The 21,670-nt window shown below is 34.0% G+C and carries 25 protein-coding genes; 12 read left to right on the forward strand and 13 right to left on the reverse strand.

Annotated features, from left to right (window positions below; all coding sequences use genetic code 11):
- Positions 1–6: 6 nt before the first annotated feature.
- Positions 7–1,818, reverse strand: coding sequence for a sodium:solute symporter family protein (locus Q0871_RS03800; RefSeq protein WP_299318068.1), 1,812 nt, complete (start codon positions 1,816–1,818; stop codon positions 7–9).
- 75 nt (positions 1,819–1,893) lie between these two features.
- Here Q0871_RS03800 and Q0871_RS03805 point away from each other — a divergent pair, with 75 nt between their 5' ends.
- The 3 genes from Q0871_RS03805 to Q0871_RS03815 all read left to right on the forward strand — a co-directional run bounded on the left by Q0871_RS03805 (position 1,894) and on the right by Q0871_RS03815 (position 5,337).
- Positions 1,894–2,649, forward strand: a complete 756-nt coding sequence (locus Q0871_RS03805; protein ID WP_299318071.1) for a sulfite exporter TauE/SafE family protein — start codon at positions 1,894–1,896, stop codon at positions 2,647–2,649.
- 57 nt (positions 2,650–2,706) lie between these two features.
- Positions 2,707–3,693, forward strand: a complete 987-nt coding sequence (locus Q0871_RS03810) for a hypothetical protein (protein ID WP_299318073.1) — start codon at positions 2,707–2,709, stop codon at positions 3,691–3,693.
- A gap of 120 nt (positions 3,694–3,813) precedes the next feature.
- Entirely contained in the window at positions 3,814–5,337 is a 1,524-nt protein-coding gene (locus tag Q0871_RS03815) for a GH3 auxin-responsive promoter family protein (RefSeq protein WP_299318075.1), read from the forward strand.
- Between the two features lie 104 nt (positions 5,338–5,441).
- Here Q0871_RS03815 and Q0871_RS03820 read toward each other — a convergent pair whose 3' ends face one another.
- Complete coding sequence (locus Q0871_RS03820) at positions 5,442–6,068, reverse strand: hypothetical protein (protein ID WP_299318077.1); 627 nt, start codon at positions 6,066–6,068, stop codon at positions 5,442–5,444.
- Positions 6,068–7,492, reverse strand: a complete 1,425-nt coding sequence (cls, locus tag Q0871_RS03825; protein ID WP_299318079.1) for a cardiolipin synthase — start codon at positions 7,490–7,492, stop codon at positions 6,068–6,070. The genes Q0871_RS03820 and cls overlap by 1 nt, the downstream gene beginning before the upstream one ends.
- A gap of 133 nt (positions 7,493–7,625) precedes the next feature.
- On the opposite strand from cls, the gene Q0871_RS03830 reads away from it, so the two are divergent.
- Both Q0871_RS03830 and Q0871_RS03835 read left to right on the forward strand, forming a co-directional pair.
- Positions 7,626–8,036 (forward strand): hypothetical protein, encoded by a 411-nt coding sequence (locus tag Q0871_RS03830; protein ID WP_299318082.1) that lies wholly within the window; start codon positions 7,626–7,628, stop codon positions 8,034–8,036.
- 79 nt (positions 8,037–8,115) lie between these two features.
- A complete protein-coding gene (locus tag Q0871_RS03835) occupies positions 8,116–9,672 on the forward strand; it encodes a hypothetical protein (RefSeq protein ID WP_299318085.1) in 1,557 nt (518 codons plus the stop codon).
- Positions 9,673–9,744: 72 nt separating this feature from the next.
- Here Q0871_RS03835 and Q0871_RS03840 read toward each other — a convergent pair whose 3' ends face one another.
- Positions 9,745–9,927: a membrane protein gene (locus Q0871_RS03840; RefSeq protein WP_036150642.1), complete on the reverse strand. Its 183-nt coding sequence runs from the start codon at positions 9,925–9,927 to the stop codon at positions 9,745–9,747.
- Between the two features lie 256 nt (positions 9,928–10,183).
- Here Q0871_RS03840 and Q0871_RS03845 point away from each other — a divergent pair, with 256 nt between their 5' ends.
- Positions 10,184–11,221, forward strand: a complete 1,038-nt coding sequence (locus Q0871_RS03845) for an AraC family transcriptional regulator (protein WP_299318089.1) — start codon at positions 10,184–10,186, stop codon at positions 11,219–11,221.
- Here Q0871_RS03845 and Q0871_RS03850 read toward each other — a convergent pair.
- The 3 genes from Q0871_RS03850 to Q0871_RS03860 form a co-directional block, all read right to left on the reverse strand.
- On the reverse strand, positions 11,218–11,925 hold the full coding sequence (locus tag Q0871_RS03850; RefSeq protein WP_299318091.1) for an SOS response-associated peptidase: 708 nt from the start codon (positions 11,923–11,925) through the stop codon (positions 11,218–11,220). The two genes, Q0871_RS03845 and Q0871_RS03850, sit on opposite strands and share 4 nt — an antisense overlap.
- 126 nt (positions 11,926–12,051) lie before the next feature.
- The gene (locus Q0871_RS03855) at positions 12,052–12,501 is read right to left on the reverse strand and encodes a PA2169 family four-helix-bundle protein (RefSeq protein WP_299318094.1); all 450 of its coding nucleotides are present in this window, start codon (positions 12,499–12,501) and stop codon (positions 12,052–12,054) included.
- 49 nt (positions 12,502–12,550) lie between these two features.
- Positions 12,551–12,793 carry a hypothetical protein gene (locus tag Q0871_RS03860; RefSeq protein WP_299318096.1) on the reverse strand — a complete coding sequence of 81 codons (243 nt, stop codon included), beginning with the start codon at positions 12,791–12,793 and terminating at the stop codon, positions 12,551–12,553.
- A gap of 269 nt (positions 12,794–13,062) precedes the next feature.
- On the opposite strand from Q0871_RS03860, the gene Q0871_RS03865 reads away from it, so the two are divergent.
- Entirely contained in the window at positions 13,063–13,275 is a 213-nt protein-coding gene (locus Q0871_RS03865; protein ID WP_299318098.1) for a DUF2945 domain-containing protein, read from the forward strand.
- Between the two features lie 21 nt (positions 13,276–13,296).
- Here the strand turns inward: Q0871_RS03865 and Q0871_RS03870 are convergent, their stop codons facing one another.
- Entirely contained in the window at positions 13,297–14,373 is a 1,077-nt protein-coding gene (locus Q0871_RS03870) for a DNA topoisomerase IB (RefSeq protein ID WP_299318100.1), read from the reverse strand.
- A gap of 255 nt (positions 14,374–14,628) precedes the next feature.
- On the opposite strand from Q0871_RS03870, the gene Q0871_RS03875 reads away from it, so the two are divergent.
- Together Q0871_RS03875 and Q0871_RS03880 are read left to right on the forward strand one after the other, a co-directional pair.
- Complete coding sequence (locus Q0871_RS03875) at positions 14,629–15,234, forward strand: DUF2652 domain-containing protein (RefSeq protein WP_299318103.1); 606 nt, start codon at positions 14,629–14,631, stop codon at positions 15,232–15,234.
- Positions 15,235–15,341: 107 nt separating this feature from the next.
- Positions 15,342–15,809 carry a DNA starvation/stationary phase protection protein gene (locus Q0871_RS03880; protein WP_299318105.1) on the forward strand — a complete coding sequence of 156 codons (468 nt, stop codon included), beginning with the start codon at positions 15,342–15,344 and terminating at the stop codon, positions 15,807–15,809.
- Between the two features lie 90 nt (positions 15,810–15,899).
- Here Q0871_RS03880 and Q0871_RS03885 read toward each other — a convergent pair whose 3' ends face one another.
- The 3 genes from Q0871_RS03885 to Q0871_RS03895 are packed head-to-tail and all read right to left on the reverse strand — an operon-like array spanning position 15,900 to position 16,781.
- Positions 15,900–16,094 (reverse strand): hypothetical protein, encoded by a 195-nt coding sequence (locus tag Q0871_RS03885; RefSeq protein WP_133671188.1) that lies wholly within the window; start codon positions 16,092–16,094, stop codon positions 15,900–15,902.
- 6 nt (positions 16,095–16,100) lie between these two features.
- A complete protein-coding gene (locus Q0871_RS03890; protein ID WP_299318107.1) occupies positions 16,101–16,448 on the reverse strand; it encodes a phage holin family protein in 348 nt (115 codons plus the stop codon).
- Positions 16,449–16,781: a YtxH domain-containing protein gene (locus Q0871_RS03895; protein WP_299318109.1), complete on the reverse strand. Its 333-nt coding sequence runs from the start codon at positions 16,779–16,781 to the stop codon at positions 16,449–16,451.
- 192 nt (positions 16,782–16,973) lie between these two features.
- Between Q0871_RS03895 and Q0871_RS03900 the strand changes: the two genes are divergently transcribed.
- The 3 genes from Q0871_RS03900 (at position 16,974) to Q0871_RS03910 (ending at position 19,912) form a co-directional block, all read left to right on the forward strand.
- Positions 16,974–18,335, forward strand: a complete 1,362-nt coding sequence (locus tag Q0871_RS03900; protein ID WP_299318111.1) for an NAD-dependent succinate-semialdehyde dehydrogenase — start codon at positions 16,974–16,976, stop codon at positions 18,333–18,335.
- A gap of 4 nt (positions 18,336–18,339) precedes the next feature.
- The gene (locus tag Q0871_RS03905; protein WP_299318113.1) at positions 18,340–18,510 is read left to right on the forward strand and encodes a hypothetical protein; all 171 of its coding nucleotides are present in this window, start codon (positions 18,340–18,342) and stop codon (positions 18,508–18,510) included.
- 190 nt (positions 18,511–18,700) lie between these two features.
- Positions 18,701–19,912, forward strand: a complete 1,212-nt coding sequence (locus tag Q0871_RS03910; RefSeq protein ID WP_299318116.1) for a Pycsar system effector family protein — start codon at positions 18,701–18,703, stop codon at positions 19,910–19,912.
- 47 nt (positions 19,913–19,959) lie between these two features.
- Here Q0871_RS03910 and Q0871_RS03915 read toward each other — a convergent pair whose 3' ends face one another.
- Together Q0871_RS03915 and Q0871_RS03920 are read right to left on the reverse strand one after the other, a co-directional pair.
- A complete protein-coding gene (locus tag Q0871_RS03915) occupies positions 19,960–20,085 on the reverse strand; it encodes a hypothetical protein (protein ID WP_299318119.1) in 126 nt (41 codons plus the stop codon).
- Between the two features lie 140 nt (positions 20,086–20,225).
- Complete coding sequence (locus tag Q0871_RS03920) at positions 20,226–21,662, reverse strand: rubredoxin (protein WP_299318122.1); 1,437 nt, start codon at positions 21,660–21,662, stop codon at positions 20,226–20,228.
- Between the last annotated feature and the right edge of the window lie 8 nt (positions 21,663–21,670).

Below are 21,670 nucleotides of genomic sequence, written 5' to 3' on the forward strand. Positions count from 1 at the left end.
CTACTGCTATAAGATGTTTCCTTTTAAGCGGTTCCAAGCTTTTACTAACAACACTCCTGCAATTGCTGATACTACGGTTAAAACAATAGCTTGTGTGGTTCTGCCATAGATCCAATACCCCGTAGCGAACATTATAGAATAAATTAGTACTACCCCTAACAACATTGCTGTTATACCAGCAGGTACACTCCACTTCTCTTTTTCTTTTACAATTTCTACAGCATCGGTTTTTGCATCGGCAACCACTTTAGACCAACCCGGCCCACCTGGTTGAATCTTCTTGTAAAAACTTCTCAAGGTATCGTTAGATTCTGGCTGTGTCATAAATGTTGCTATCAACCAAATTGCGGTAGTCAACACTACAATAAATATATATTCTGACCAGTCTGGGAATAGACCCGTTTCCTTGGCAAAAAGATATGCACCTAAGGGAGTCAATTTTAAAACAATTGAAATAATACCTGATGCGAACATCGCAGTAATCTCACTCCATGCATTAATTCTCCACCAGAACCATCTTAGAATAAATATGAGTCCGGTACCAGCACCGAAAGCTAATAATATATTAAATAATTGAAGCGCATTTTGCAGCAATAAAGCCAATGCAGCACTAAATATCATTAAAACAACGGTTGAAATTCTACCTACTGCTACCAATCTTTTTTCAGATGCATCGGGATTTATCTGTTGCTTATAAAAATCAAAAACGATATACGAAGAACCCCAGTTTAACTGTGTACTTATCGTACTCATATATGCCGCAACTAAGGATGCTAAAACAACTCCCAACAATCCGCTTGGCAGTTTGGTCAACATTGCTGAATATGCTAAATCATGACCTAATTTATCTGGAGTTACATTTGGGAAAGCCTCTTGTATACTAGCCAAATCTGGATATACCACTATAGACGCCAATGCCACTAAAATCCACGGCCAAGGTCTTAATGCATAATGCATAATATTAAAGAAGAATGTTGCACCAATTGCGTGATTTTCATCTTTTGCCGCTAACATACGTTGCGCAATATAACCACCACCACCTGGCTCTGCACCTGGGTACCAAGAACTCCACCATTGCACAGCTAATGGAATTATAAATAAGGTTATCAATGCTTTCTTGTTACTGAAATCTGGCAAAATATTTAATTTTGAAGCTACGTTCTCATTTGCCATTAAAGCTTCAATTCCGCCAACTTCAGGTATATTAACTAGGTAATATGCAGCACCTATTGCCCCTGCCATTGCAACGAAAAATAATAGAAAATCTGTATAGACCACACCTTTGAATCCACCTAAGGCACTAAAAGTCACCGTAATCAAACCTGCACTTATTACAGTTTGCCAAGGTTCTAACCCCAACATAATGCTTCCTATTTTAATTGCTGCCAATGTTACTGCAGACATGGTAATCACGTTAAAAATTACTCCTAAATAAATAGCTCTAAATTTTCTTAAGAAACTAGCCGGTTTTCCGCCATAGCGCATTTCATAAAACTCCAAATCTGTATTCACATTCGACTTACGCCATAATTTAGCATAGACGAAAACGGTCAACATACCTGTTATCAAAAAACACCACCACACCCAGTTACCCGATACTCCGTTCGTACGAACAATATCTGTTACCAGATTGGGCGTATCTGTTGAAAATGTAGTCGCTACCATTGAAAGCCCTAAAAGCCACCACGGCATTGTTCGGCCCGACAGAAAAAATTCTGAAGAACTTGCACCCGATGTTTTTGATACATAAAACCCTATGCCTAAGACAAGGGAGAAGAAAACTATAATAAATGTATAGTCTAGCGTACTGAGTTCCATAAGTTGGTTTTAGGTTGATTGTTAAAGATATATTATTTTAGGACATTCTTATACCTAATACGCTAAACGTACCACGTGCTTCTATCAATAACTACAGAAATTACCCCAACCGCTTGGATCCTTGCATCAATTGCGACCTTTATCATAGGATTATCTAAGGCCGGCATAAAAGGTATTGCCGTTTTAAATGTCACTATAATGGCTTTGGCATTTGGCGCAAGACAGTCTACAGGCATGGTAGTACCATTACTTGTTCTTGCCGATATTTTTGCCGTCATCTACTATAATAGATATACACAGTGGAAGTATGTTTTTAAAGTACTACCGTGGATGATCGTTGGTTTATTAATAGGTGTGTTTATTGGAAACGAACTGCCCGAAAAATTCTTTAAAATAGGCATGGCAACCATAATTATCATAACCGTAGGTATGATGTTTTATTGGGACCGTCAAAAGGATAAGAATGTACCATCGCACTGGACATTTGCCGGAGCTATTGGTACTATTGCAGGAATTACCACCATGGTCGGAAATTTAGCAGGCGCATTTTCTAATATTTACTTTTTAGCCATGCGCTTACCTAAAAATCAATTTATAGGTACTGCTGCTTGGTTATTTTTAATCATAAATATCATTAAACTTCCCTTTCATTTTTTCGTTTGGGAAACTATTACAAAAGAATCGCTGACCTTAAACCTAATGCTTTTACCAGGTATACTAATAGGTTTCTTTGTAGGTATTCGTTTTATCAAATATATCAAAGAGGCATTCTTTAGAAAGATGATATTGGTGTTGACCGCTGTGGGTGCTGTGCTTATTATGCTTAGTTAGGCTTAGACATGTATCTTTATATTGAATTCTTAGCATAATTGTCAAATTATATAATAGATGAAATTTGGATTAAAATCAGTACTAGTTTTACTTTCAATACTGGCTTTTTTAAGTACTAATGGACAAAACATTGTTGAAGAATATCAAAAATCAAAAAACGACAGTTTAAGGATTGGAGAACTTGACACTGATTTTCTTGAATATATTGAAAAAGGATATACACTTGCCAAACCAGATAATAAATCGAATATTTCTGGGGTAATTATCTTTTTTGAGGGTTCGGGATTTGACAAAAAGAATATGAGTGCAAAACAATTGTATACTCAGGCGAATAAAGCCGGGTATGCTGTTTTATCTGTTTCAACAGAAATACCATTGGATTTCTTTTTCTCTGAGAACTCACTTTTAGATGTGCATAAAACAATTGAGAGGGCTTTCGATAAAAATAATTTACCGAATAACAATGTATTCTTAATTGGTGTTGGTCTTTCTGGTCATAGAGCTTTAAAATATGTTGAATATCAAGAAAAAATTAGTCCTGATTTCGCTTTAAACTTATCTGGACTCGTTATTTGTGATGCACCATTAGATTGGGTAAGACAATACAATGAAGGCAACAGAGATAGAAGAATAAATTATGACGAAGGCGCTGTTTGGGAAGGTTCTTTCTCAAATTTTATACTTGAGAAAAATCTTAATGGGACCCCAACATCAAATCTTGAGAACTATCTTAATTTTTCAACTTATAGTTATTCAGACAAAACCGATAGAAAAATTAAATATTATAAAAACTATCCGGTAAGAGCCTACATGGAAGTTGCTATACAATACTGGTTAGAGAAGAAAAGGAAGACTACAATAGACAATAATGGACCGGATATGGTCGGATTCATTGCTCAATTAAAATTGACAGGAAATGAGAAGTCAGATTTAGTGATATTTTATCCTCGTGAAAGTAAAACAGAGAAAAAGAATACTGCTGCTACTTGGATTGCAGTAGATAAAGACGAACTAATGGCTTGGATAATAAAATGGTCTAAATAGAAACTAAAGCTATATCCTTAAATCGCCAACCCAATAAAGTCCACATATTTAAGATTAGGGTTAATCTTTAACTCACGTAACCAGTAATTTAGCAGCAATAACTTAAAAACACTGCTACACATGAATATCATAGGAAATTTCATAAAAGGGGTTATCGACATTACTGATAAAATTACTGGTGATGACAACCCTATAGAAGATCAAAAAGCAGTGCTGAAAAATCTCTTAGAAACCGCAAAAGAAACTTCTTTTGGTACAGCCTATGAGTTTGAAGATATTCTAGAAAGTGACAATCCACAACAAGCATTTCGCGATAGCGTACCTTATTTCGACTACAATCAAATCAATGAGAAATGGTGGAACAAATTGCACGAAGATGAGACCGATGTTACGTGGCCTGGTAGTCCCGATTATTTTGCGTTGAGCTCTGGTACTACTGGTAAAACAAGTAAACGTATTCCTGTAACCGATGAAATGATCAATTCAATTCGGCAAGCTGGTATTAAGCAGGTGCTAGCACTTTCTAATTTTGACCTTCCCGCAGATTTCTTTGAAACTGGAATTCTAATGTTGGGTAGTTCTACCGATTTAGTTGAAAACAATGATCACCTAGAGGGTGAAATTAGCGGTATTAGTGCAAGCAACATTCCGTCATGGTTTAGTGGCTACTACAAACCAGGAAAAGAGATTGCCCAAATTGATGACTGGGACGAACGTGTTGCAAAAATTGCTGAAAAAGCTGCAGATTGGGATATAGGTGCTTTAAGCGGCATCCCTTCTTGGATAGAATTAATGCTGAAAGAAGTCATCAAAATACACAACCTCAACAACATTCACGAAATATGGCCTAATCTACAGGTATATACTTCTGGGGGAGTAGCATTCGGACCGTATGAAAAGAGTTTTAATGCCTTAATGGGGAAACCTGTAACGGTAATTGACACCTATTTGGCATCTGAAGGGTTTATTGCTTTTCAAGCGCGACCAGAAACCGATGCCATGAAATTGGTGACCGATAACGGAATCTACTTTGAGTTTGTTTCTTTCAATCCTGATTATATTTTAGAAGATGGTTCTCTTTCTCAAGATGCTCCTTCCCTAACATTGTCTGAGGTTGAAACTGGTCAGAATTACGTACTTATTATAAGCACGGTTAGTGGTGCATGGCGCTATCTGATTGGTGATACTATTGAGTTTACTGATGTAGAACGTGCCGAAATTAAAATTACAGGGCGTACCAAGTTCTTCCTGAATACGGTGGGCTCTCAGTTATCTGTCAATAAATTGGATGATGCCCTACAAGATATCATGGAGACTTTTGATATTGAAGTGCCTGAATACACGCTTTGCGCAAAAAAGTATGAAGACGGATTTTATCACACTTGGTATTTAGGAACCACGGCTACTCAAGACCCAAAAGAAATAGCCGATAAACTAGATGAATCTTTAAAAGCTGCCAATAAAAATTATAAAGTTGCCCGTTCGAAGGCACTAAAAGGAGTGAAAGTTTTTACTATTAATCCTGATATATTTTACGACTGGAACGATAGCAATAAAAAGAAAGGCGGACAGGTAAAAATGGAACGTGTAATGAAAGAAGATAAGTTTGCCAAGTGGGAAGCTTTTGTAGAAAAGCATCAATAAATTACTTTCGGTTAAACACATGAGGTATTCGTTAGAGAACAAATGCATAATCTCATGGCAAGCCTTTGAGCATTGACATCTCGATTATTAAGTACATGCTACTTTTATTCTTTACCGGCAGCATCTCTTTCTTCTACCAAAATCATAATTTCTTCTGGTGATAAGTAGAAGTTTTTAATACGGTCAACATATGCTTTCGTTAATCCTGCTTCTTTTAAAATAAATTCTTTTGTGGCAAGTATATAGGTTTCCATCCCATGTGCTACCGCAAAAGAATCTGCACGACGTTCTGCTGCACGCAAATAGTTCTCAGAGGTTATATACTTGAATCCGAAGCCTATTAAATTGAGTCCGCTTCGCTGCTGGTAATCCATTACATGACCCAGTTCATGACCTAACCACCCAATCATAATTTCTGATGGAATATCTTTTGTATAGTACACTGAATCGGCAATCTTAATTTTCTCACTAATCAATATATAATAAGAACGGTTCTTCTTCGACTTAAAAACGCTCCAAAATGAAGGCTGTGCCTGCATTGTTGACTTCTTGATTTCCTTTTTAAACTTGAATTCAATTTTAGTATTCGTAAGTTCGGGATAATGAGAAAGTGCAATTTTTGCTTCTTCGGTTATTTCAACGGGTATTGTATGTTGTGCAGATGCAACCATAGTGTAACTTAATAGTATTAAGATTAAATAATTTGATTTGTCCTTGAATAGGTGTTTCATTATAGTAGCGGACTAAAGAATTTGGCGAGACCTTCTAAAAATTTACTGAACGGTGATCTCTTTTTAAATTTTTCTAAATCTACCTTCGCCTCTTCGGTACAATGTTTTGAAAATAGCTCTTCTATTTCAGAAGCTTTTTCTTTATCATACAAAATAGCATTGGTTTCAAAGTTGTGCTCAAAGCTTCGATAATCAAAATTACCTGAGCCTACAGATACTATTTCACCATCAATGATTATCACCTTACTATGCGAAAAATCTGGTCTTAGGTAAATATTAGCCCCTACTTCTAGCAAAGCTTCAAAAGTGGAAAACATACTATATTGAGCCAATAATGAATCTGATATTTTAGGTGTTAACAACGTTACTTCTACGCCGCTTAATGCTGCAATTCTTATGGCTTCTAAAACCGGTTCTCCAGGAATAAAATACGGATTCGCAATACAAATACGTTTTGTAGAGATATTGATCATTGCCAAGTATTGCTGCATAATTGCTGGATATCTAGAATCTGGTCCGCTAGAAATTATCTGTGCTACCGTATCTCCTTCTGGCTCTACTTTTGGAAAGTACTTGTCTTGCAACAACAATTCTTCCTTACCAGCAAAATGATAATCTTTTACAAAAACGCGTTGTAAACTGTTTACCGCAGGACCCTCAATTTTTAGGTGTAAATCTTGCCACACACCAAGTTCAGATACTGGTTTCATGTATTTATCAGACACATTGAATCCGCCGGTGAAACCAACTTTGCCATCAATGATTATTATTTTTCTGTGATTTCTATAATTAAGGGTAAACAATAGATTTCCAAAACGGATTGGCATCGTCGGATATGCTTTTACCCCTATATCTATAAACCGTTTTACTCGCTTTCCACGCATAGAGTTGCTACCAAAAGAATCGTATAACATTCTAATTTCTACACCTTCTTTTATCTTCTTTTGAAACAGTTCGTGAAATGTGTCTAATAACATGCCTTCTGCTAAAATGTAGTATTGAAGGTGTATGAAATCTTTAGCCTCTTCTATGGCTTTAAATATAGACCCAAACGCTTCTTCTCCACTATTTAACAAAGTTACCTCATTACCTTCATAGGGTGCGAAATAGCTATTTTTTCGAATAAGTGAGGCTAATTTTTCTGGTTTATAGTCGTCGAACCTATGCACACTTTGTTCACCACCCTCAAGCTCTTTATGGGTTTCTGAATACAGTCTTCGTTTTTCGGTCTGCTTTAGTTTAAACAGCTTAAATTTTCTTCTGTTAATACCAAATAGATAATATAAAAGGGGACCCAAAAAGGGGAAAATTATTACAGATAAAGACCAACTAACCATCTTAGTTGCCTTAGATCCATTAAATATAATATTGACTATACTCCATAAAGTTACCGCTATGTATGCAAGCCAAAAAACAGTATTCATTATTAATTATTTTGTTCCTTAACAAGATACTATAATTTGCTTAAGCCCTAGTTTGATTAAACCTATTAAGATACTTTTAGTTTTAAACGAGTTAATTACTACCTCTAGATGTGAGTACTTTTAAAAAAAAGTAATGGGAGTAATCGCTATGGACAAAAAACAGATAACCTTATATTATAGTTCGCAAAATTCAATAGGCAAACAACTAAATGCCTATGTTGAATCTTCTGGTAAAGATCATTTAACTATAGATATTTCTAAGACGAACGTTACTGGTACTCAATGGGCAGAACTTGCTGATGGTCTAAATAAAAACATTTCTGATTTGGTCAATACCGACCACCCAGACTTTAAAGAAGCTTATGGCGAAACATCTGTTGATCTTGATGATGATGGTTGGTTGAAAGTACTGGACAAGAACCCTAGTTTTCTTAAAAACGCCATAGTTATAAAAGGTAAAAATTTTATTGAGTTAACCAGTGCATCTGACTTTAAGCAATACATGGATCCTGATAGTGCAGGTATAGAAAAGCCTTATAAATAACAGCGATTATAGAAATTCAACGTTTAAGTTGATACATAGGGTTGCTAAACTTCTAACCACATTCCCTTAAATATACCTTATGTACAAAATTCTAAAATGGCTTGTTCTACTTCTAATTTTCTGCGTTGGTGGCTATATGCTTGCCGAATGGAAAATGAAAAAAGAGGTCGTTAGCTTTTTAGAGAGAAAAGTACCCGATCATATTGATTTTTCATACGATAAATTGACTATCGGTCTTATTAAAGGCAACATAGCATTTAAAGATGTTGCTGTAGTTAGTTTAGGTAAGCAAACTTCTTCTTGCGAAATAAAGGTGGATGCTGAAATGCTTTCTATCAATGGATTAGACTACTGGAAAATTCTATTTCAAAAATCTATTTACATTAAATCGCTTACACTTACCAAACCTCATCTAAATTTTAAAACTTGCCCTGAAGACACTGATAATGTAGTTGCCAATAAAAGCAACCCTATCAAATTACTAAAAGAAATATTTGTTGAAGAAATCATATTTGATAAAGGAAGGGTAGAAATTTGGGATGCTAGTGAAGAAATCTCATTAATAGCCGTAGACCAAATAAATCTTTCGTTAAAAGAAGTAGCTACCGATCCGGATATTATAACAAAATATGTTCCCTTTACATTTTCAGAATACAACATTAAAATTCAAAACTTCAATGCGCCCTTAGGTAAATTCGAGAAGCTTGAAATGCAGTCGATGGTGATAAACAATTCTAACATTGATATTACCGATATTGTACTTTCTACTGTCTACTCTAAAGCTGAATTAAGTAAAGAAATCACCTATCAAAGGGATTATATTAATTTATCTATTCCTGCCATAAAAGTTGAAAATCACAACTATTTGGTCAGTAATGATTCGCTATTCGTAAACTTCAAAGAACTTTTACTTTCACAACCTAAACTAGAAGTATACCGCGACAAATCTAGATTAGAAGATTTTAAAAATAAGCCTCTTTATGGCAAATTATTGCAAAAACTCCCCTTTAAAGTAGCAATTGACTCCGTTTTTATCGAAAAAGGAGCAATAGTCTATGAAGAGAATATTCCGAATGATGCAAGAGCAGGTGCATTGAGTTTTGAAAATTTAGATGCTAAAATCGGTAATTTATCGAACAAAAAAAGAATTGAAGACCCGGTTCAAATTCAACTTAATGCCGATTTAATGGGAACAGGAAAATTTCATCTTAATTGGCAATTTGATGTTTATGACCCCCGGAGTACTTTTCTGATTTCTGGTGGATTATCTAATTTCAATACCTCTAGTTTAAATGATTTTCTAGTGCCCAATTTAAGAACCCAAACTACGGGTACCATCGATCAGCTTTACTTTACCATTTCTGGTGATGAGTATACTGCTATGGGAGATATTAAAATGAGGTACGAAGATTTTGAATTTCAAGTACTTAACAAAGAAAGAAACGGAGTAAAAAAAGTACTTTCATTTATTGGTAATCTATTTATAAACGATGGGTCAAAAACAGATCAAGATGGATATAGATATGGTGGAATAGAAACTGAACGAATAAAGAATAAATCATTCTTTAATTATCTATGGATCAATTTAGAAGACGGTCTTTTAGATGTCCTAACAGGAAACGGAAAGAAAGATTAAACTAAACCTTTTAAAACTTAAAAAGCCAGGTAGTAAACTACCTGGCTTTTCTTTTCATAGCAATGTTTTATACTAGTTGTCATCAGTGGCATCTTCTACCGCGTCTTCAACTTCATCAGCTCCATCTTCGATTTCATCTCCAACATCATCCATTCCTTCTTCAATCTTCTCTCCTGTTGTTTTTTCTTCTCTACAGCTTGTTGCAATGCTCATTGTTGCAAATGCAAATACAATCATTAATAGTGACTTTTTCATAATATAGATTTTAATAATTAGGTTAACATTTTTAATATGTAAGCATATCGGTAAACTTGTTAACTATATAGTTTCCAATAACTTTCAAGCCAAAGATGAGCTTTTTAAGAGAGAGCGCTTAGTTGTAAAAAAATGAATATTAACTCATCTACCAAAAGCGCATTTGTGTCAATTAACATCTTGAAAGTGTTAAGGTTATTCTCTTTTTTCTAGTTTTTTTATAAAGTACAATTGCCATTGTACATAAAATAAAACAATGAAAAAGTTAACCATAAATAGTTCTAAGTCTAGCGATATGTTTGCTCAAATACAGAAATGTATACAAGGCGAGCTTATAGAAGATTGGGGTGAAAGTGTTTTTACTTTTAATAATACAGCTGGAAAAGGCTCTTTGAGAACCATAGATTTTAATTGGGGAGTGTCTCTTATTGATTGTAATATGAAACTGGCTGAAGAGGCTAAAATCGTTTTTGATACTAAAGACCTGGCACCAATTGAATTTATTTTTATCAGTAAAGGATACTTTGAGTACAGCGAGAACAATACAAATTCTTATACCAGGTTAGAGCAATTTCAGAATACGATTATATCGCATAAACGTAATGCCGAAAAGACATTTCTGTTCCCAAAAGATGAACACTTAAAAATTAATTTCATACGAATAAATCGGCAAGAATATTTACAAAAAAAGAACAACAATGTCTCTCAATTAAACCAATTATTGGTGTCATTGTTTAATGATAGTGAAGGGGAGGCTACTTTTAACCATGGTGGTAATTTTAGTTTAAAAATTGCAGATGAAATTAAGTTACTAAACGATGTTGATACTACTTGCGGAATGTTAAGGTCTCTTTCACTTGAAGGCAGACTTTATCTAATTCTATCGCTACAGTTATTAGAACATAAAAATTTTGAAGAAAATATGAATTTACCTGAAGCTATCTCTAAAGAGGATATTCTAAAGATTCACAAATTAACCACTTATATATTAGAGCATATTTCTGATACTGTTTCTATAACATCGTTAAGCGCAGAATCTGGACTAAGCCCAAAAAAACTTCAAATTGGTTTTAAGATTTTATATTCTAAAACCGTGAATGAATATGTAAGGCAGCTGAAATTAGAAATCTCAAAAGATTATCTAAAAAATACTGATTTATCGGTGTCTGAAATTGTGTATGCGATTGGAATAAAGAGTAGAAGTTATTTCTCTAAAATATTCTTTGAAGCCTATGATATTTTACCAACAGATTATAGAAAGCATTTAAAAAACAAAAATGCTTCTTTACGCTAACTTTCTGGATACTCATAAGGCATTAACATACTGTCATATGAGATATCTTGATTAAACAGATTCTTTGCAATAGGTCGTATTTCTAAATCTGTTGTATGTGGCGGTTGTAAAATCATTTGCGCCCTTTCAATTCTAGTGTCTTCTGAAAGCCATTCATACTTATCATCATGATCTATAATTACGGGCATATAATCTACTAGGTTCTGGTAATTAACCACTTCTTTCTCAAGCGGACCAGTAAGTAAGGAACAGGTTATAAAGCCATCATCTAGAATGGTATAAATACCTGCCAAGTATAATATCCCGCCATTTTTACCACTTACATGGTAAGGATATATTTCTCCGTTTTTCAATATCGAAGTAAAGAAGCCAGTTACCGGTATAATACACCTACTATTCTTAAACGAATCATGATACCATATATTCGTATCTATTTTTTGAGCAGAGATAGTCAACGTGTTCGTCAGCTTTTGAAATAGCTCCCAATCATCATTAAAAGTACTTGGCAATAAACCCCAAATAGCTAGATTAACAGCATTGGGTTCATTCATGGTAATTATGGGAATAGAGACTTCACTTAAGCCGCTAATTACTACCTGTGGAGTATATAAATCTGGATACTTGAACAAGGCATTTACATCTTGTTCTATCTCTTTCATTTTTGCTGTATTCGAAATTTTAAAATACATATCAATCGTTTTCATTAAGGACAAATTTCGTCAATAAAACAAAGAGCAATTGTTGCAGAAACACAAAAAGATAACCCATTAAAAATAAGCATAAAAAAAGAGGCTATTACTAGCCTCTTTTAACATTCCCCAAACATGTACTTAACTAATATCTTCTAACATTTTAATGTTTGATAGTCCGTTTTTAATAGCCTCTTTCTGACTTCTTAAAACAGTTGCCGTTGTAGATGGTAATGAAGTATCTTCTAAAACATCTTCATACTCTTCAATTGCAGCTTTTTCTCCTCTAATAGCCTCTTCTAACATTGCTTCTGCATTATCTAAAGAGAATAGTGCTTTTACATCCATCCAGGCTCTATGTGCTTTACCTGCTATGCTATCGCCTTTATCAATCTCTTGACCAAAGGTTTTTATTTCCGCCTTTAGCTCATGACCAAAATCATAACGTTGCTTTGCCTTTGTTTCGAAAAAAGCTTTTAACTGAACATTATCAGTGTTTTCTGCTGCCTTTTTAAATCCTTTTTCGGCATCATATGTTTTTTCTAAAAGTTCATTTAATTTATTTCCTACTTCTTCTGTATATGTACTCATTTTATATAGTTTTAATGATGTGATTTTTATTTAGAGATGTCAATCACAATTACATCTTGTAAAATTTATTTCTATTTTTAAATTCTTGTAATTTTCTTTTTAGCTCAGTAACATCTTTACTCTTTGATGTATCTGAATTCATTAACACATGCTCCATATCAATTTCGCAAAACGCATCTTCTTGATTACTGCTGTTATCATTATCGATACTGTCAACGATAAAATCTCTTAGCAATAAACTGACGAATGCTAATCCTATAATTATCGATATACCTGCAATTAATTGTATCATCTGTTTTGTTTTGATGACAAATATATATTCGATTACACGTACTTTTTATCTTAAAAAATTATTGCATTAACTCCTTTGAATAGCGTTAATTTTCAAGGCTTTAAGGTCAAAAATATAATGCCCTTGCTACACAATAAAGAATAAAATTATAGAACTTGTAGTATCAAATTAGTTCTCACGTTTGTGCTACTCTAAATGGTTATTTCCATCACATGGTTCTCCAAAAAACTAGCTGTGATGGAAAGCACAAACAATTAAATACATGTATTATGATAAGAAAAGGAACAACAGTAAAATGGTCATGGGGTAATGGTACTGCAGAAGGTAAAGTTGAAGAAACATATACTTCAAAAACAACTAAGACAATTAAAGGAAATGAAGTTACCAGAAATGGTAGTGATGATGATAAGGCACTTTATATTCAACAAGAAGATGGCGATTATGTTTTAAAGAGCGAAAGTGAAGTTGAACGTGCCGATTAATTTTTACGTAAGATTTTAATACTACTTCTTTATCTCTAAATTCAATAACGGATTAAAATCGGCTATAAGGTTTATCAATGCTTTTTCTGCTGCTGTTTGGTATTCTGAAGAAGTTGCCTTCTCTACATTTTCAAAAACATCATTGAGCTCATTCTTTTCATACTTATTGACTACAAATGGATGCACATAGTATTTCTTGCAGACATTTCTAGTATTACCCAACGCTCTAGCGGTATCGTCAAATGCTTTTATAACATTCTTTTTAATTTCACTTTCCAAATCTGTAGTTTCATTTTCCATGAGCGATTCAAAGAATATCAGCGTACCAGACCATGTTCTAAAATCTTTTGCAGTAAAAAGTTCTCCGCTTATTTCTTGTAAATACTCATTGACCATGCCACTGTCAACTCCCGTTTTAGCTCCGTCTTCATCAAAGAATTGAAAAAGATCCCAACCAGGTATTTCTTCGCATTGCAATACTAACTTGCGTAATTTTCTATTATTTAAAGTGATACTGTGCTTTTTACCTTTCTTGCCGGTAAATTCAAACTTTAGCTTATTCTTACTGGTTTTTAAGTGCCTTGTTCTTAGGGTGGATAAGCCATAGGTCTTGTTTCGTTTTGCATATTGTTGATTACCTATTCGTATATGGGTTTCTTCCATTAATCTGACAATTAGTGCAAGAACTTTTTCTTTAGGCCACCCGTCTAACTGTAAATCTTCATCTACCTTTTTTCTAATTACAGGCAAAGCTTCCCCAAATTGATGCATTCTTAAAAACTTGGTTCGGTTTCTCACCCTTAACCACAATTCATGGTAACGATATTGAAGTCTATGCTTGACATCAAAACCTACTGCTTGCAAATGTGCATTTGCTATCGGTGCAATTTTTACTTCTTGCCATGCCGGTGGAATCACCAGTTTTTTTATTCTAGATAATTCAGCTTTTTTACTCAGCGGCTTGTTCTTTAATAGGTATAGAAATTTATCTTTCTCTTTAATACGCAGAATAGATAGTGCTTCTCTGTTTACATATTTTAAGTGCATATGTGCAGCTACATCATGTGGTTCACTCGCCAGTAGTTCTGAATAATTCATCTATTATATCCTTTTAAGGTTGGCATTTGTACAAATTGATTAATTTGTTTATTCTTTTTCGCGCAACTTGAAACAAAAATAACAAATCAAGAAGCTAAATTGGTGTCCTATACAACTCTTTTATAGCCTAAAAACTTCTTTCAACTAGCTCATAAGTAGCACATACTAAGTTCGATTGTGGTAGAATTTTTCTTATACGGATTCTTTTTAATCGCAGAAGTTGTATACCTTTCCTTATATAAATAGCCATTGCTTATGAAAGGAGAACCTATGTTAATATGTATACCAGACATAAGCGGCTTTACAGAGTTTATGAGCGAAACTGATTTTGAATTAAGTTCAAAAATCATTCCTGCGCTTCTAAACCAAATTATCTACACGAATAATATCGGACTCAAAGTTTCTGAAATTGAAGGCGATGCCGTTCTATTTTTTAAGACCGGCGAAATGCCAAGCTTAGAAAACCTTATTGAACAGTGTAGAATGTTTTATACCGAATTTTATAAAGAACTGGCATCACTTAGAAAAAAACATAAGAAGAATAAAGATGCCGAATCTATACCCGAAATACTCGGCCTAAAAATCATACTACATTACGGTAAAGAAATTGCTTTGACCAAAGTTGGTAACAGTATAAAACTCTTTGGCGAAGACCTTATCATTGCTCACAAGCTGTTGAAAAACGAAATTAACTTGAGCGAATATTTACTCTTAACCGATGGCTTGACCAATTACTATAAAGAGAATAATTTAAACGATCAGTTCGATTGGGGCTCATTAAAACAAAACTCAACAGAGTATGATCACGTAGGTGAAATTAACTACTCATATATCAACTTAAAACCTTTGGTAGAAGAATAAGTTTTATTACCAATCCAAAACTGTAAAACGTTCATCATTTAGTTTTCTGAGTCAATGGTAACCTTCTATACCCTTTAACTTTGTAGCATATTAATTAAACAAAAATTATGAGCTATTTAGATATAAAATCAAAAGATATAAAGCCAATCGTAGATGAATTGAACACTCTATTGGCAGATTACAATTTGTACTACCAAAACCTAAGAGGATACCATTGGAATGTTTCTGGAAAGAACTTTTTTGATCTTCATATTAAGTTTGAGGAATTATATACCGATGCAAGAATAAAGATCGATGAAATTGCTGAGCGAATCTTAACCTTAAGACATAACCCAACTAGCGAATTTTCTAAATATTTTGAAATGTCTTCTATTAAAGAAACTTCTTCTCTTATTGCAGATACCGATATGGTAGACCATATTTTAAATCAGCATGAAACGTTGTTGAAGCAAATGAACAAAGTAATTAAGAAAGCGGAAGGTGGTGGAGATGAAGGAACTATTGATATGATTGGAGCATATATCGGTGAAATCGAAAAAGTAAGTTGGATGCTTGACGCCTGGTCAAAAGAATAAAACTACTATATATACAGTATAAAAAAAGCACCTCTTTAAAAGAGGTGCTTTTTGCTTTCAACTAGATTACCATTGCAATCTAATTGCAAATTACTTTACTACTTTTCGCATCAAATATAACATACCAAATTTCTTGGCAGCCGAGAATGCGGTCGATACCCAATTATACGGACTCAAATCTTCTTGTACATCTTGTTTCAATCCTTTAAGCTCTTCTAAAGCAATTTCGCGCTCTAATTTTAAGCGTTTTAAATTAAACTCTATTTCCTCAAAATTTTTGTACATATCTTCTTAATTAAAGAATTTAACAGACAGCTTTTTTACTAGCATATTATCAATTTTACCTCTAAAAACATAAGCTAAAATTAATAACACTATAAATAAAACTCCGGCAATTAAACATGCGCCAACCATACTCTCAAGAATGTTCGCCAAGAAAACGACACCAGCTACAGTTATAAATATAAGTGCCAAAAAAGCAAGACCACCTACAACTGCCATTTTTAGCAGCATACCGGTGGTCATTGTTAATTGTTGAAACACTTTTAGCCTGTAGTATTCTTGGGTTTTCTTATAGTAAACCTCTCCTACATCAATTGCCTTATTAGACGTTTCGTTAAGTGATTCAATAACTCCCATTTATACTGTTTTCTGCAGTTTCTTATTTTTTGTCTTCAACTCAGACAATTTTTTCTCTAAGGTTGAAATCACATCCTCTGTTTTATAACTTAAATCAGATACTAAAGATTCTACTCTTGTGTCCAATGTTTGCTTTTCGTCAGTCATTTTAGAAGCAACTCTATTTTTTAGATCTACTGCACTATCTGCAAAATTATCTCTTGTAGCAGCTGCTTGATCAGCAATTAATTTTCTTGTATTCTCACCCTTATCTGGTGCGTAAAGAATTCCTAAGGCTGCACCTATGGCAGATCCTGCGATAATTGCTAATAATGTATTTCCACTATTGTTCATATTATATATTTTAAATTAAACGTTTTTTTATACCTGATAAAATATTTATTATCCTGCTATACAAATGTCTTAAATAAAGACACAACTACTTAACTCAAAACCTTTTAATATTGACGTTAACAATAGCTAAAAGGGTTAAGAATTATATGGAACGAATTAATGCATCAAACTGTTTAACTCTAAATTTGAAACATGAAAGAATATCAAACTAAGAATCCGTACAACGGTGAGGTTGTAAATACATATACACAAGACAGCACTGCAGATATAGAAGAAAAATTAAATAAAGCTTTAGTTATAGAAGCCTCTTGGGCAGCTATGGAAATTGAAGATAGGTGCGAACTTCTCACTAACGTAGCAGAACTGCTAATAGAACGTAAAGAGGAATATGCAGAACTCATGACACAAGAAATGGGAAAACCTTATTCGCAAGGTATTTCTGAAATTGAAAAATGCGCTTGGGCATGTGATTTTTATGCACATAACGCTGAAGATCTTTTAGCTGATGAGGTCATAGAAACAGACGCTGACGAAAGTTTTATAAGTCACGATCCCTTAGGATGTATTCTTGCCGTAATGCCATGGAATTATCCTTTTTGGCAAGTACTTCGTTTTGCAGCACCTACATTAACCGCAGGTAATACCGCATTACTTAAACATGCGCAAAATGTAACTGGTTGTTCCATGGCTATTGAAAAGCTATTCTTAGATGCAGGATATCCTGAAGGATGTTTTCAAAGTTTAAAAGCGGGACATGAAGAAATTGAAAAACTTATTGCCAATGACGGAATCAAAGCCGTAACCTTGACCGGAAGCGAAAAAGCTGGTAAGTCAATAGCAGGTACAGCAGGAAAAAACTTAAAAAAATCTGTTCTTGAACTTGGTGGAAACAATGCTTGTATTGTATGGGAAGATGCCGATTTAGATCAACACATAGATACTATGGTGACTGCACGTATGCAGAACACGGGTCAAAGCTGTATTGCTGCAAAACGCTTTATAGTTTGTGAGGGTATTTATGATGTTTTTCTAGAAAAATTTACTGCAAAGGTGAAGTCACTTCAAGGTGGCGACCCTATGAAAAAAGATACGTTTATTGGTGTAATGGCTCGCGAAGATTTAGCCGAAGAACTTCAAAAACAAGTGAACGATTCTGTAAAACAAGGTGCTAAAGTTGTGTTAGGTAATATGCGAAACGATGCTTATTTCTCACCTACCATACTAACCGATGTTACTGTAGACATGCCCGTATTTAAAGAGGAAACTTTTGGACCTGTTGCTGCGATAACCAAAGCAAAAAATAGAGAAGAAGCTATTGCCTTAGCTGCAAATTCTAGATTAGGACTTGGTAGTATGCTATTCACTGAAGATATAGATGCCGCAATGGATGTTATATCTAATATACCTGATGGCGCATTCTTTATAAACGATATGGTCAAATCTGATCCACGATTGCCTTTTGGAGGTACAAAAGCATCTGGCTATGGTAGAGAACTATCTAGAGAAGGCATCTTAGAATTCGTAAACAAGAAAACGGTTTACATTAAAAAATAAAATTATGACACAAAATAAACAAGAGACGAAGTTCGTAAAAGAGCCCGAAGAAAATACACAACAATACATTCTGCAAAAGAATAAAAAAACTAAAGTAGGGGTAACCATACTGATTGCCTTTTTAGTACTACTTATTATTGGTCTCGTAATTTCAAATGTGTTTTTTACCAACTAAAGTACAAGACTTAATATATAAAAGGTGAGCATAATTTATTCTCACCTTTTTAGTCGTGCTAACTTATACCTTATGTGTTAAGGTTTATCGATTCTTACTTTCAATGAAGATGAATTCACGAAGGTTTCCAACTATCCACTAAACGCAAGAGAATTATTTTTGTACTTTTCTAAAGTATTATAAAACCATCATGTCTACACTAATTTCTACAGCCGAAGAATTTGCCATTAATCAATTAAATGGCAATACTGATTCAAAATTTCTGTATCATAATCTTAGGCATACACAACGTGTTGTAGATAGCATCAAAGAACTAATTGAAGGTGAGAAAATTGGTAAGGAAGAGAGCGAGCTACTTTTAGTTGCTGCTTGGTTTCATGACCTTGGTTACACTATTTCTTATGAAAACCATGAAGAGCATGGCTGCCAATTATCTAGAGATTTTTTAACCAAGCATAATTGTACTCCAACTTTTATCACCAATGTTTGCAATCTAATTCTAGCAACGAAAAATGGATACGAACCAAAAAATGAACTAGAAAAAATAATTCGCGATGCGGATTCTTCCCATTTTCATGTCAAAAATTTTATGGCAACGACCGAGTTACTAAGAGAAGAGCTTGCCTTAATAGGTAAAGGAAGTATTACTTCTGCAGACTGGCGAGAAGAAAATATTACTCTTCTACGAACGAAACATCGTTTCTACACAGACTATGCCAAAACTAATTGGCAAGAAGGGAAAGACAAGAATATAAAGAGGCTCATCAAAGCAAAGAAGAAAAATAACCAACTCATAAAAAAAGAGCGTTTAAAAGCTAAATTTAAGGGAGAATTACCCGATAGGGGAATTCAAACATTATACAGGGTTACGCTACAAAATCATTTGAAACTAAGTGATATTGCAGATACAAAGGCAAATATATTACTTTCTGTAAATGCTATTATAATTTCTATGGCGTTGGCAAACTTGGTTCCGAAGTTAGACAACCCTTCTAATGACTATCTATTTTACCCAACGTTTCTGTTTATAATTTTTAGTGTAATATCTATGGTGATGTCCATTATAGCTACTAAACCAAACATTACTTCTGGTCAGTTTACAGAAGAAGAAGTAACTAGTAAAAAAGTGAATCTATTGTTCTTCGGTAATTTTCATAAAATGAAACTAGAGCAATATAATTGGGCAATGTCTGAACTTATTAAAGATAAAGAATACATTTATAGTTCATTGACTAAAGACCTTTATTTTCTTGGGATTGTTTTAGAGAGGAAATATCGAATTTTGCGGTGGACGTATACCGTTTTTATGATTGGTATGATAATTTCAGTAATTGTATTTGGTATAGCGCTGAAGTACTACGGTCCAGAACGAATATTAGAACTACCTGTGATGCAGCCCTAATTAGAAAGGGTACTAAGAAATTGAAAGCAAAAGACTTATGACAAAGTTTAAACCCCGAAAGTCATTATAAGTATACACAACAAAATTCCGATAGCGGCAATTACAATAGTGAACTTTAAAGCTTTTGCCAAAGCTGGTTCTTTAGTTTGATCATTTACATTTACCCTGGTCATGAGCGGTTATTTAGAATTATAACACAAATTTATGCTGAAACATTCCAGAGTCTTAACTTCATAAATGAATTTATTGTCTCCATTGCACTTATTTCAACTCATTTATACCTTGTAAATCATTATTTTACAGACAGTTGCCCTTAACTCATCTGTATCATAGCTTCCTTAAATGTAGCTTTTGGAGCCGAACACATTGGGCACTCATACGTATCATCAATATCTTCAAATTTAGTACCTGCGGCAATATTAAATTCTTCATCACCAAAAGTAGCATCATAAACCGTTAAGCAATCTTGGCATTGATATAGCGATTGTGTTGCTTCAACAACTTCAACGCTAGTCGTTTCTTCATCATCTTCAGCGCGACCTAACTGATCAAAGTACATTTTACTTAACTCCATTAACAACCCTGGCAGTTCTATTTTATCTATGTCTTGAGCATAGGTAATGTACTTTTGGCTGTTGGGGTCAAAATGCTCAAAATGTAACACGTTATATGTTGGCCGTACTTCAAATTCTTTAACAATGGTGGGCAAACTATTCTTTTCAATAATCACCGAGGCAAAGTGCGAACGTTTACCCACCTCATTGCTAATACCAAAAGTAAGTCCGTAGGTACTAATATCATTTTGATCAAAACTCCTTACTAAATACTTCTTTAACTCTAACGCCTCGCCATCATCAATAGGCACATGCCAATTCATCTCTAGTTGAGAATGCCTTACATTTATTCCTCTTTTACCTAAAAAGCGTTCTAATGCAGGTCTGCTAGATTTTTTAATACCTTTTACTACAAAAGATTTCCATGGGGTAATACAGATTTTACCAATACTATTATCTAAACAAAAGCCGCAGAATTCTTTTAAGAATGATAGGTCGTATTTATTATTTCTCCAGTAAAGACCAAGCCAATACATATCTGAACCCAAACGGTTCATACCCTCATAATATGGAAAGGTCTGAAAAGGAACTTTCAGCTCCTTTTCCATGGTTTTATTATTAGTCTCTAAGTTCTTGTTCATCACAAAGAACAACTCATCTATATCGGTAATGTCCTCATAAATTTCTTCAATCTGTTTTGAGATAGAATTGATATCCCAACTATAGATAAGCACCGGATAAAAAGCAGATGATTTCCAGTGTGGTAATTTAATATTCAAATACCAATAATCTTCTTGTTCAGATGCTATAAAGTTGAGGTTGCCACTAAAAATGGGAACTAAGCGTTGTTTTGGATCGGTAATATTGATTTTCAACTTCGGTAAAAAATCAAATCCTTCAAGAATATAGAGATAAGTAGAGCCCTTAAGCCAATGGGTCATATCAAAAATATCTGCCGACACATAAGAACTGACTATGTTTTGAAACGTACGATTAGCTATAATATCGGTATTAAACTTAGAAATACTTTCTAGCTGTTCTTCTTTAGCATCTTTAAGTGGGAATAAAATATCTTGTCTAGACCCAAAATTGACACTTGTGAGTCCGGCTGCCTCTAGCATGGTAATAATATCTTTCAATTCACCAGGCGAAGTAACACCCCCTTTTATCAATATTCTATGAAGATCATCGTTCATATCTCGCT

The organism is uncultured Maribacter sp. (genome assembly GCF_947500985.1).
Lineage (GTDB): Bacteria > Bacteroidota > Bacteroidia > Flavobacteriales > Flavobacteriaceae > Maribacter.

What these genes read in the sequence shown, in the direction of transcription:
- Q0871_RS03800 (WP_299318068.1), bottom strand. Translation starts at nt 1,818, where the DNA reads ATGGAACTCAGTACGCTAGACTATACATTTATTATAGTTTTCTTCTCC.
- Q0871_RS03810 (WP_299318073.1), top strand. Translation starts at nt 2,707, where the DNA reads ATGAAATTTGGATTAAAATCAGTACTAGTTTTACTTTCAATACTGGCT.
- Q0871_RS03815 (WP_299318075.1), top strand. Translation starts at nt 3,814, where the DNA reads ATGAATATCATAGGAAATTTCATAAAAGGGGTTATCGACATTACTGAT.
- Q0871_RS03820 (WP_299318077.1), bottom strand. Translation starts at nt 6,068, where the DNA reads ATGAAACACCTATTCAAGGACAAATCAAATTATTTAATCTTAATACTA.
- cls (WP_299318079.1), bottom strand. Translation starts at nt 7,492, where the DNA reads ATGAATACTGTTTTTTGGCTTGCATACATAGCGGTAACTTTATGGAGT.
- Q0871_RS03830 (WP_299318082.1), top strand. Translation starts at nt 7,626, where the DNA reads ATGGGAGTAATCGCTATGGACAAAAAACAGATAACCTTATATTATAGT.
- Q0871_RS03835 (WP_299318085.1), top strand. Translation starts at nt 8,116, where the DNA reads ATGTACAAAATTCTAAAATGGCTTGTTCTACTTCTAATTTTCTGCGTT.
- Q0871_RS03840 (WP_036150642.1), bottom strand. Translation starts at nt 9,927, where the DNA reads ATGAAAAAGTCACTATTAATGATTGTATTTGCATTTGCAACAATGAGC.
- Q0871_RS03845 (WP_299318089.1), top strand. Translation starts at nt 10,184, where the DNA reads ATGAAAAAGTTAACCATAAATAGTTCTAAGTCTAGCGATATGTTTGCT.
- Q0871_RS03850 (WP_299318091.1), bottom strand. Translation starts at nt 11,925, where the DNA reads ATGAAAACGATTGATATGTATTTTAAAATTTCGAATACAGCAAAAATG.
- Q0871_RS03855 (WP_299318094.1), bottom strand. Translation starts at nt 12,501, where the DNA reads ATGAGTACATATACAGAAGAAGTAGGAAATAAATTAAATGAACTTTTA.
- Q0871_RS03860 (WP_299318096.1), bottom strand. Translation starts at nt 12,793, where the DNA reads ATGATACAATTAATTGCAGGTATATCGATAATTATAGGATTAGCATTC.
- Q0871_RS03865 (WP_299318098.1), top strand. Translation starts at nt 13,063, where the DNA reads ATGATAAGAAAAGGAACAACAGTAAAATGGTCATGGGGTAATGGTACT.
- Q0871_RS03870 (WP_299318100.1), bottom strand. Translation starts at nt 14,373, where the DNA reads ATGAATTATTCAGAACTACTGGCGAGTGAACCACATGATGTAGCTGCA.
- Q0871_RS03875 (WP_299318103.1), top strand. Translation starts at nt 14,629, where the DNA reads ATGAAAGGAGAACCTATGTTAATATGTATACCAGACATAAGCGGCTTT.
- Q0871_RS03880 (WP_299318105.1), top strand. Translation starts at nt 15,342, where the DNA reads ATGAGCTATTTAGATATAAAATCAAAAGATATAAAGCCAATCGTAGAT.
- Q0871_RS03885 (WP_133671188.1), bottom strand. Translation starts at nt 16,094, where the DNA reads ATGTACAAAAATTTTGAGGAAATAGAGTTTAATTTAAAACGCTTAAAA.
- Q0871_RS03890 (WP_299318107.1), bottom strand. Translation starts at nt 16,448, where the DNA reads ATGGGAGTTATTGAATCACTTAACGAAACGTCTAATAAGGCAATTGAT.
- Q0871_RS03895 (WP_299318109.1), bottom strand. Translation starts at nt 16,781, where the DNA reads ATGAACAATAGTGGAAATACATTATTAGCAATTATCGCAGGATCTGCC.
- Q0871_RS03900 (WP_299318111.1), top strand. Translation starts at nt 16,974, where the DNA reads ATGAAAGAATATCAAACTAAGAATCCGTACAACGGTGAGGTTGTAAAT.
- Q0871_RS03905 (WP_299318113.1), top strand. Translation starts at nt 18,340, where the DNA reads ATGACACAAAATAAACAAGAGACGAAGTTCGTAAAAGAGCCCGAAGAA.
- Q0871_RS03910 (WP_299318116.1), top strand. Translation starts at nt 18,701, where the DNA reads ATGTCTACACTAATTTCTACAGCCGAAGAATTTGCCATTAATCAATTA.
- Q0871_RS03915 (WP_299318119.1), bottom strand. Translation starts at nt 20,085, where the DNA reads ATGACCAGGGTAAATGTAAATGATCAAACTAAAGAACCAGCTTTGGCA.
- Q0871_RS03920 (WP_299318122.1), bottom strand. Translation starts at nt 21,662, where the DNA reads ATGAACGATGATCTTCATAGAATATTGATAAAAGGGGGTGTTACTTCG.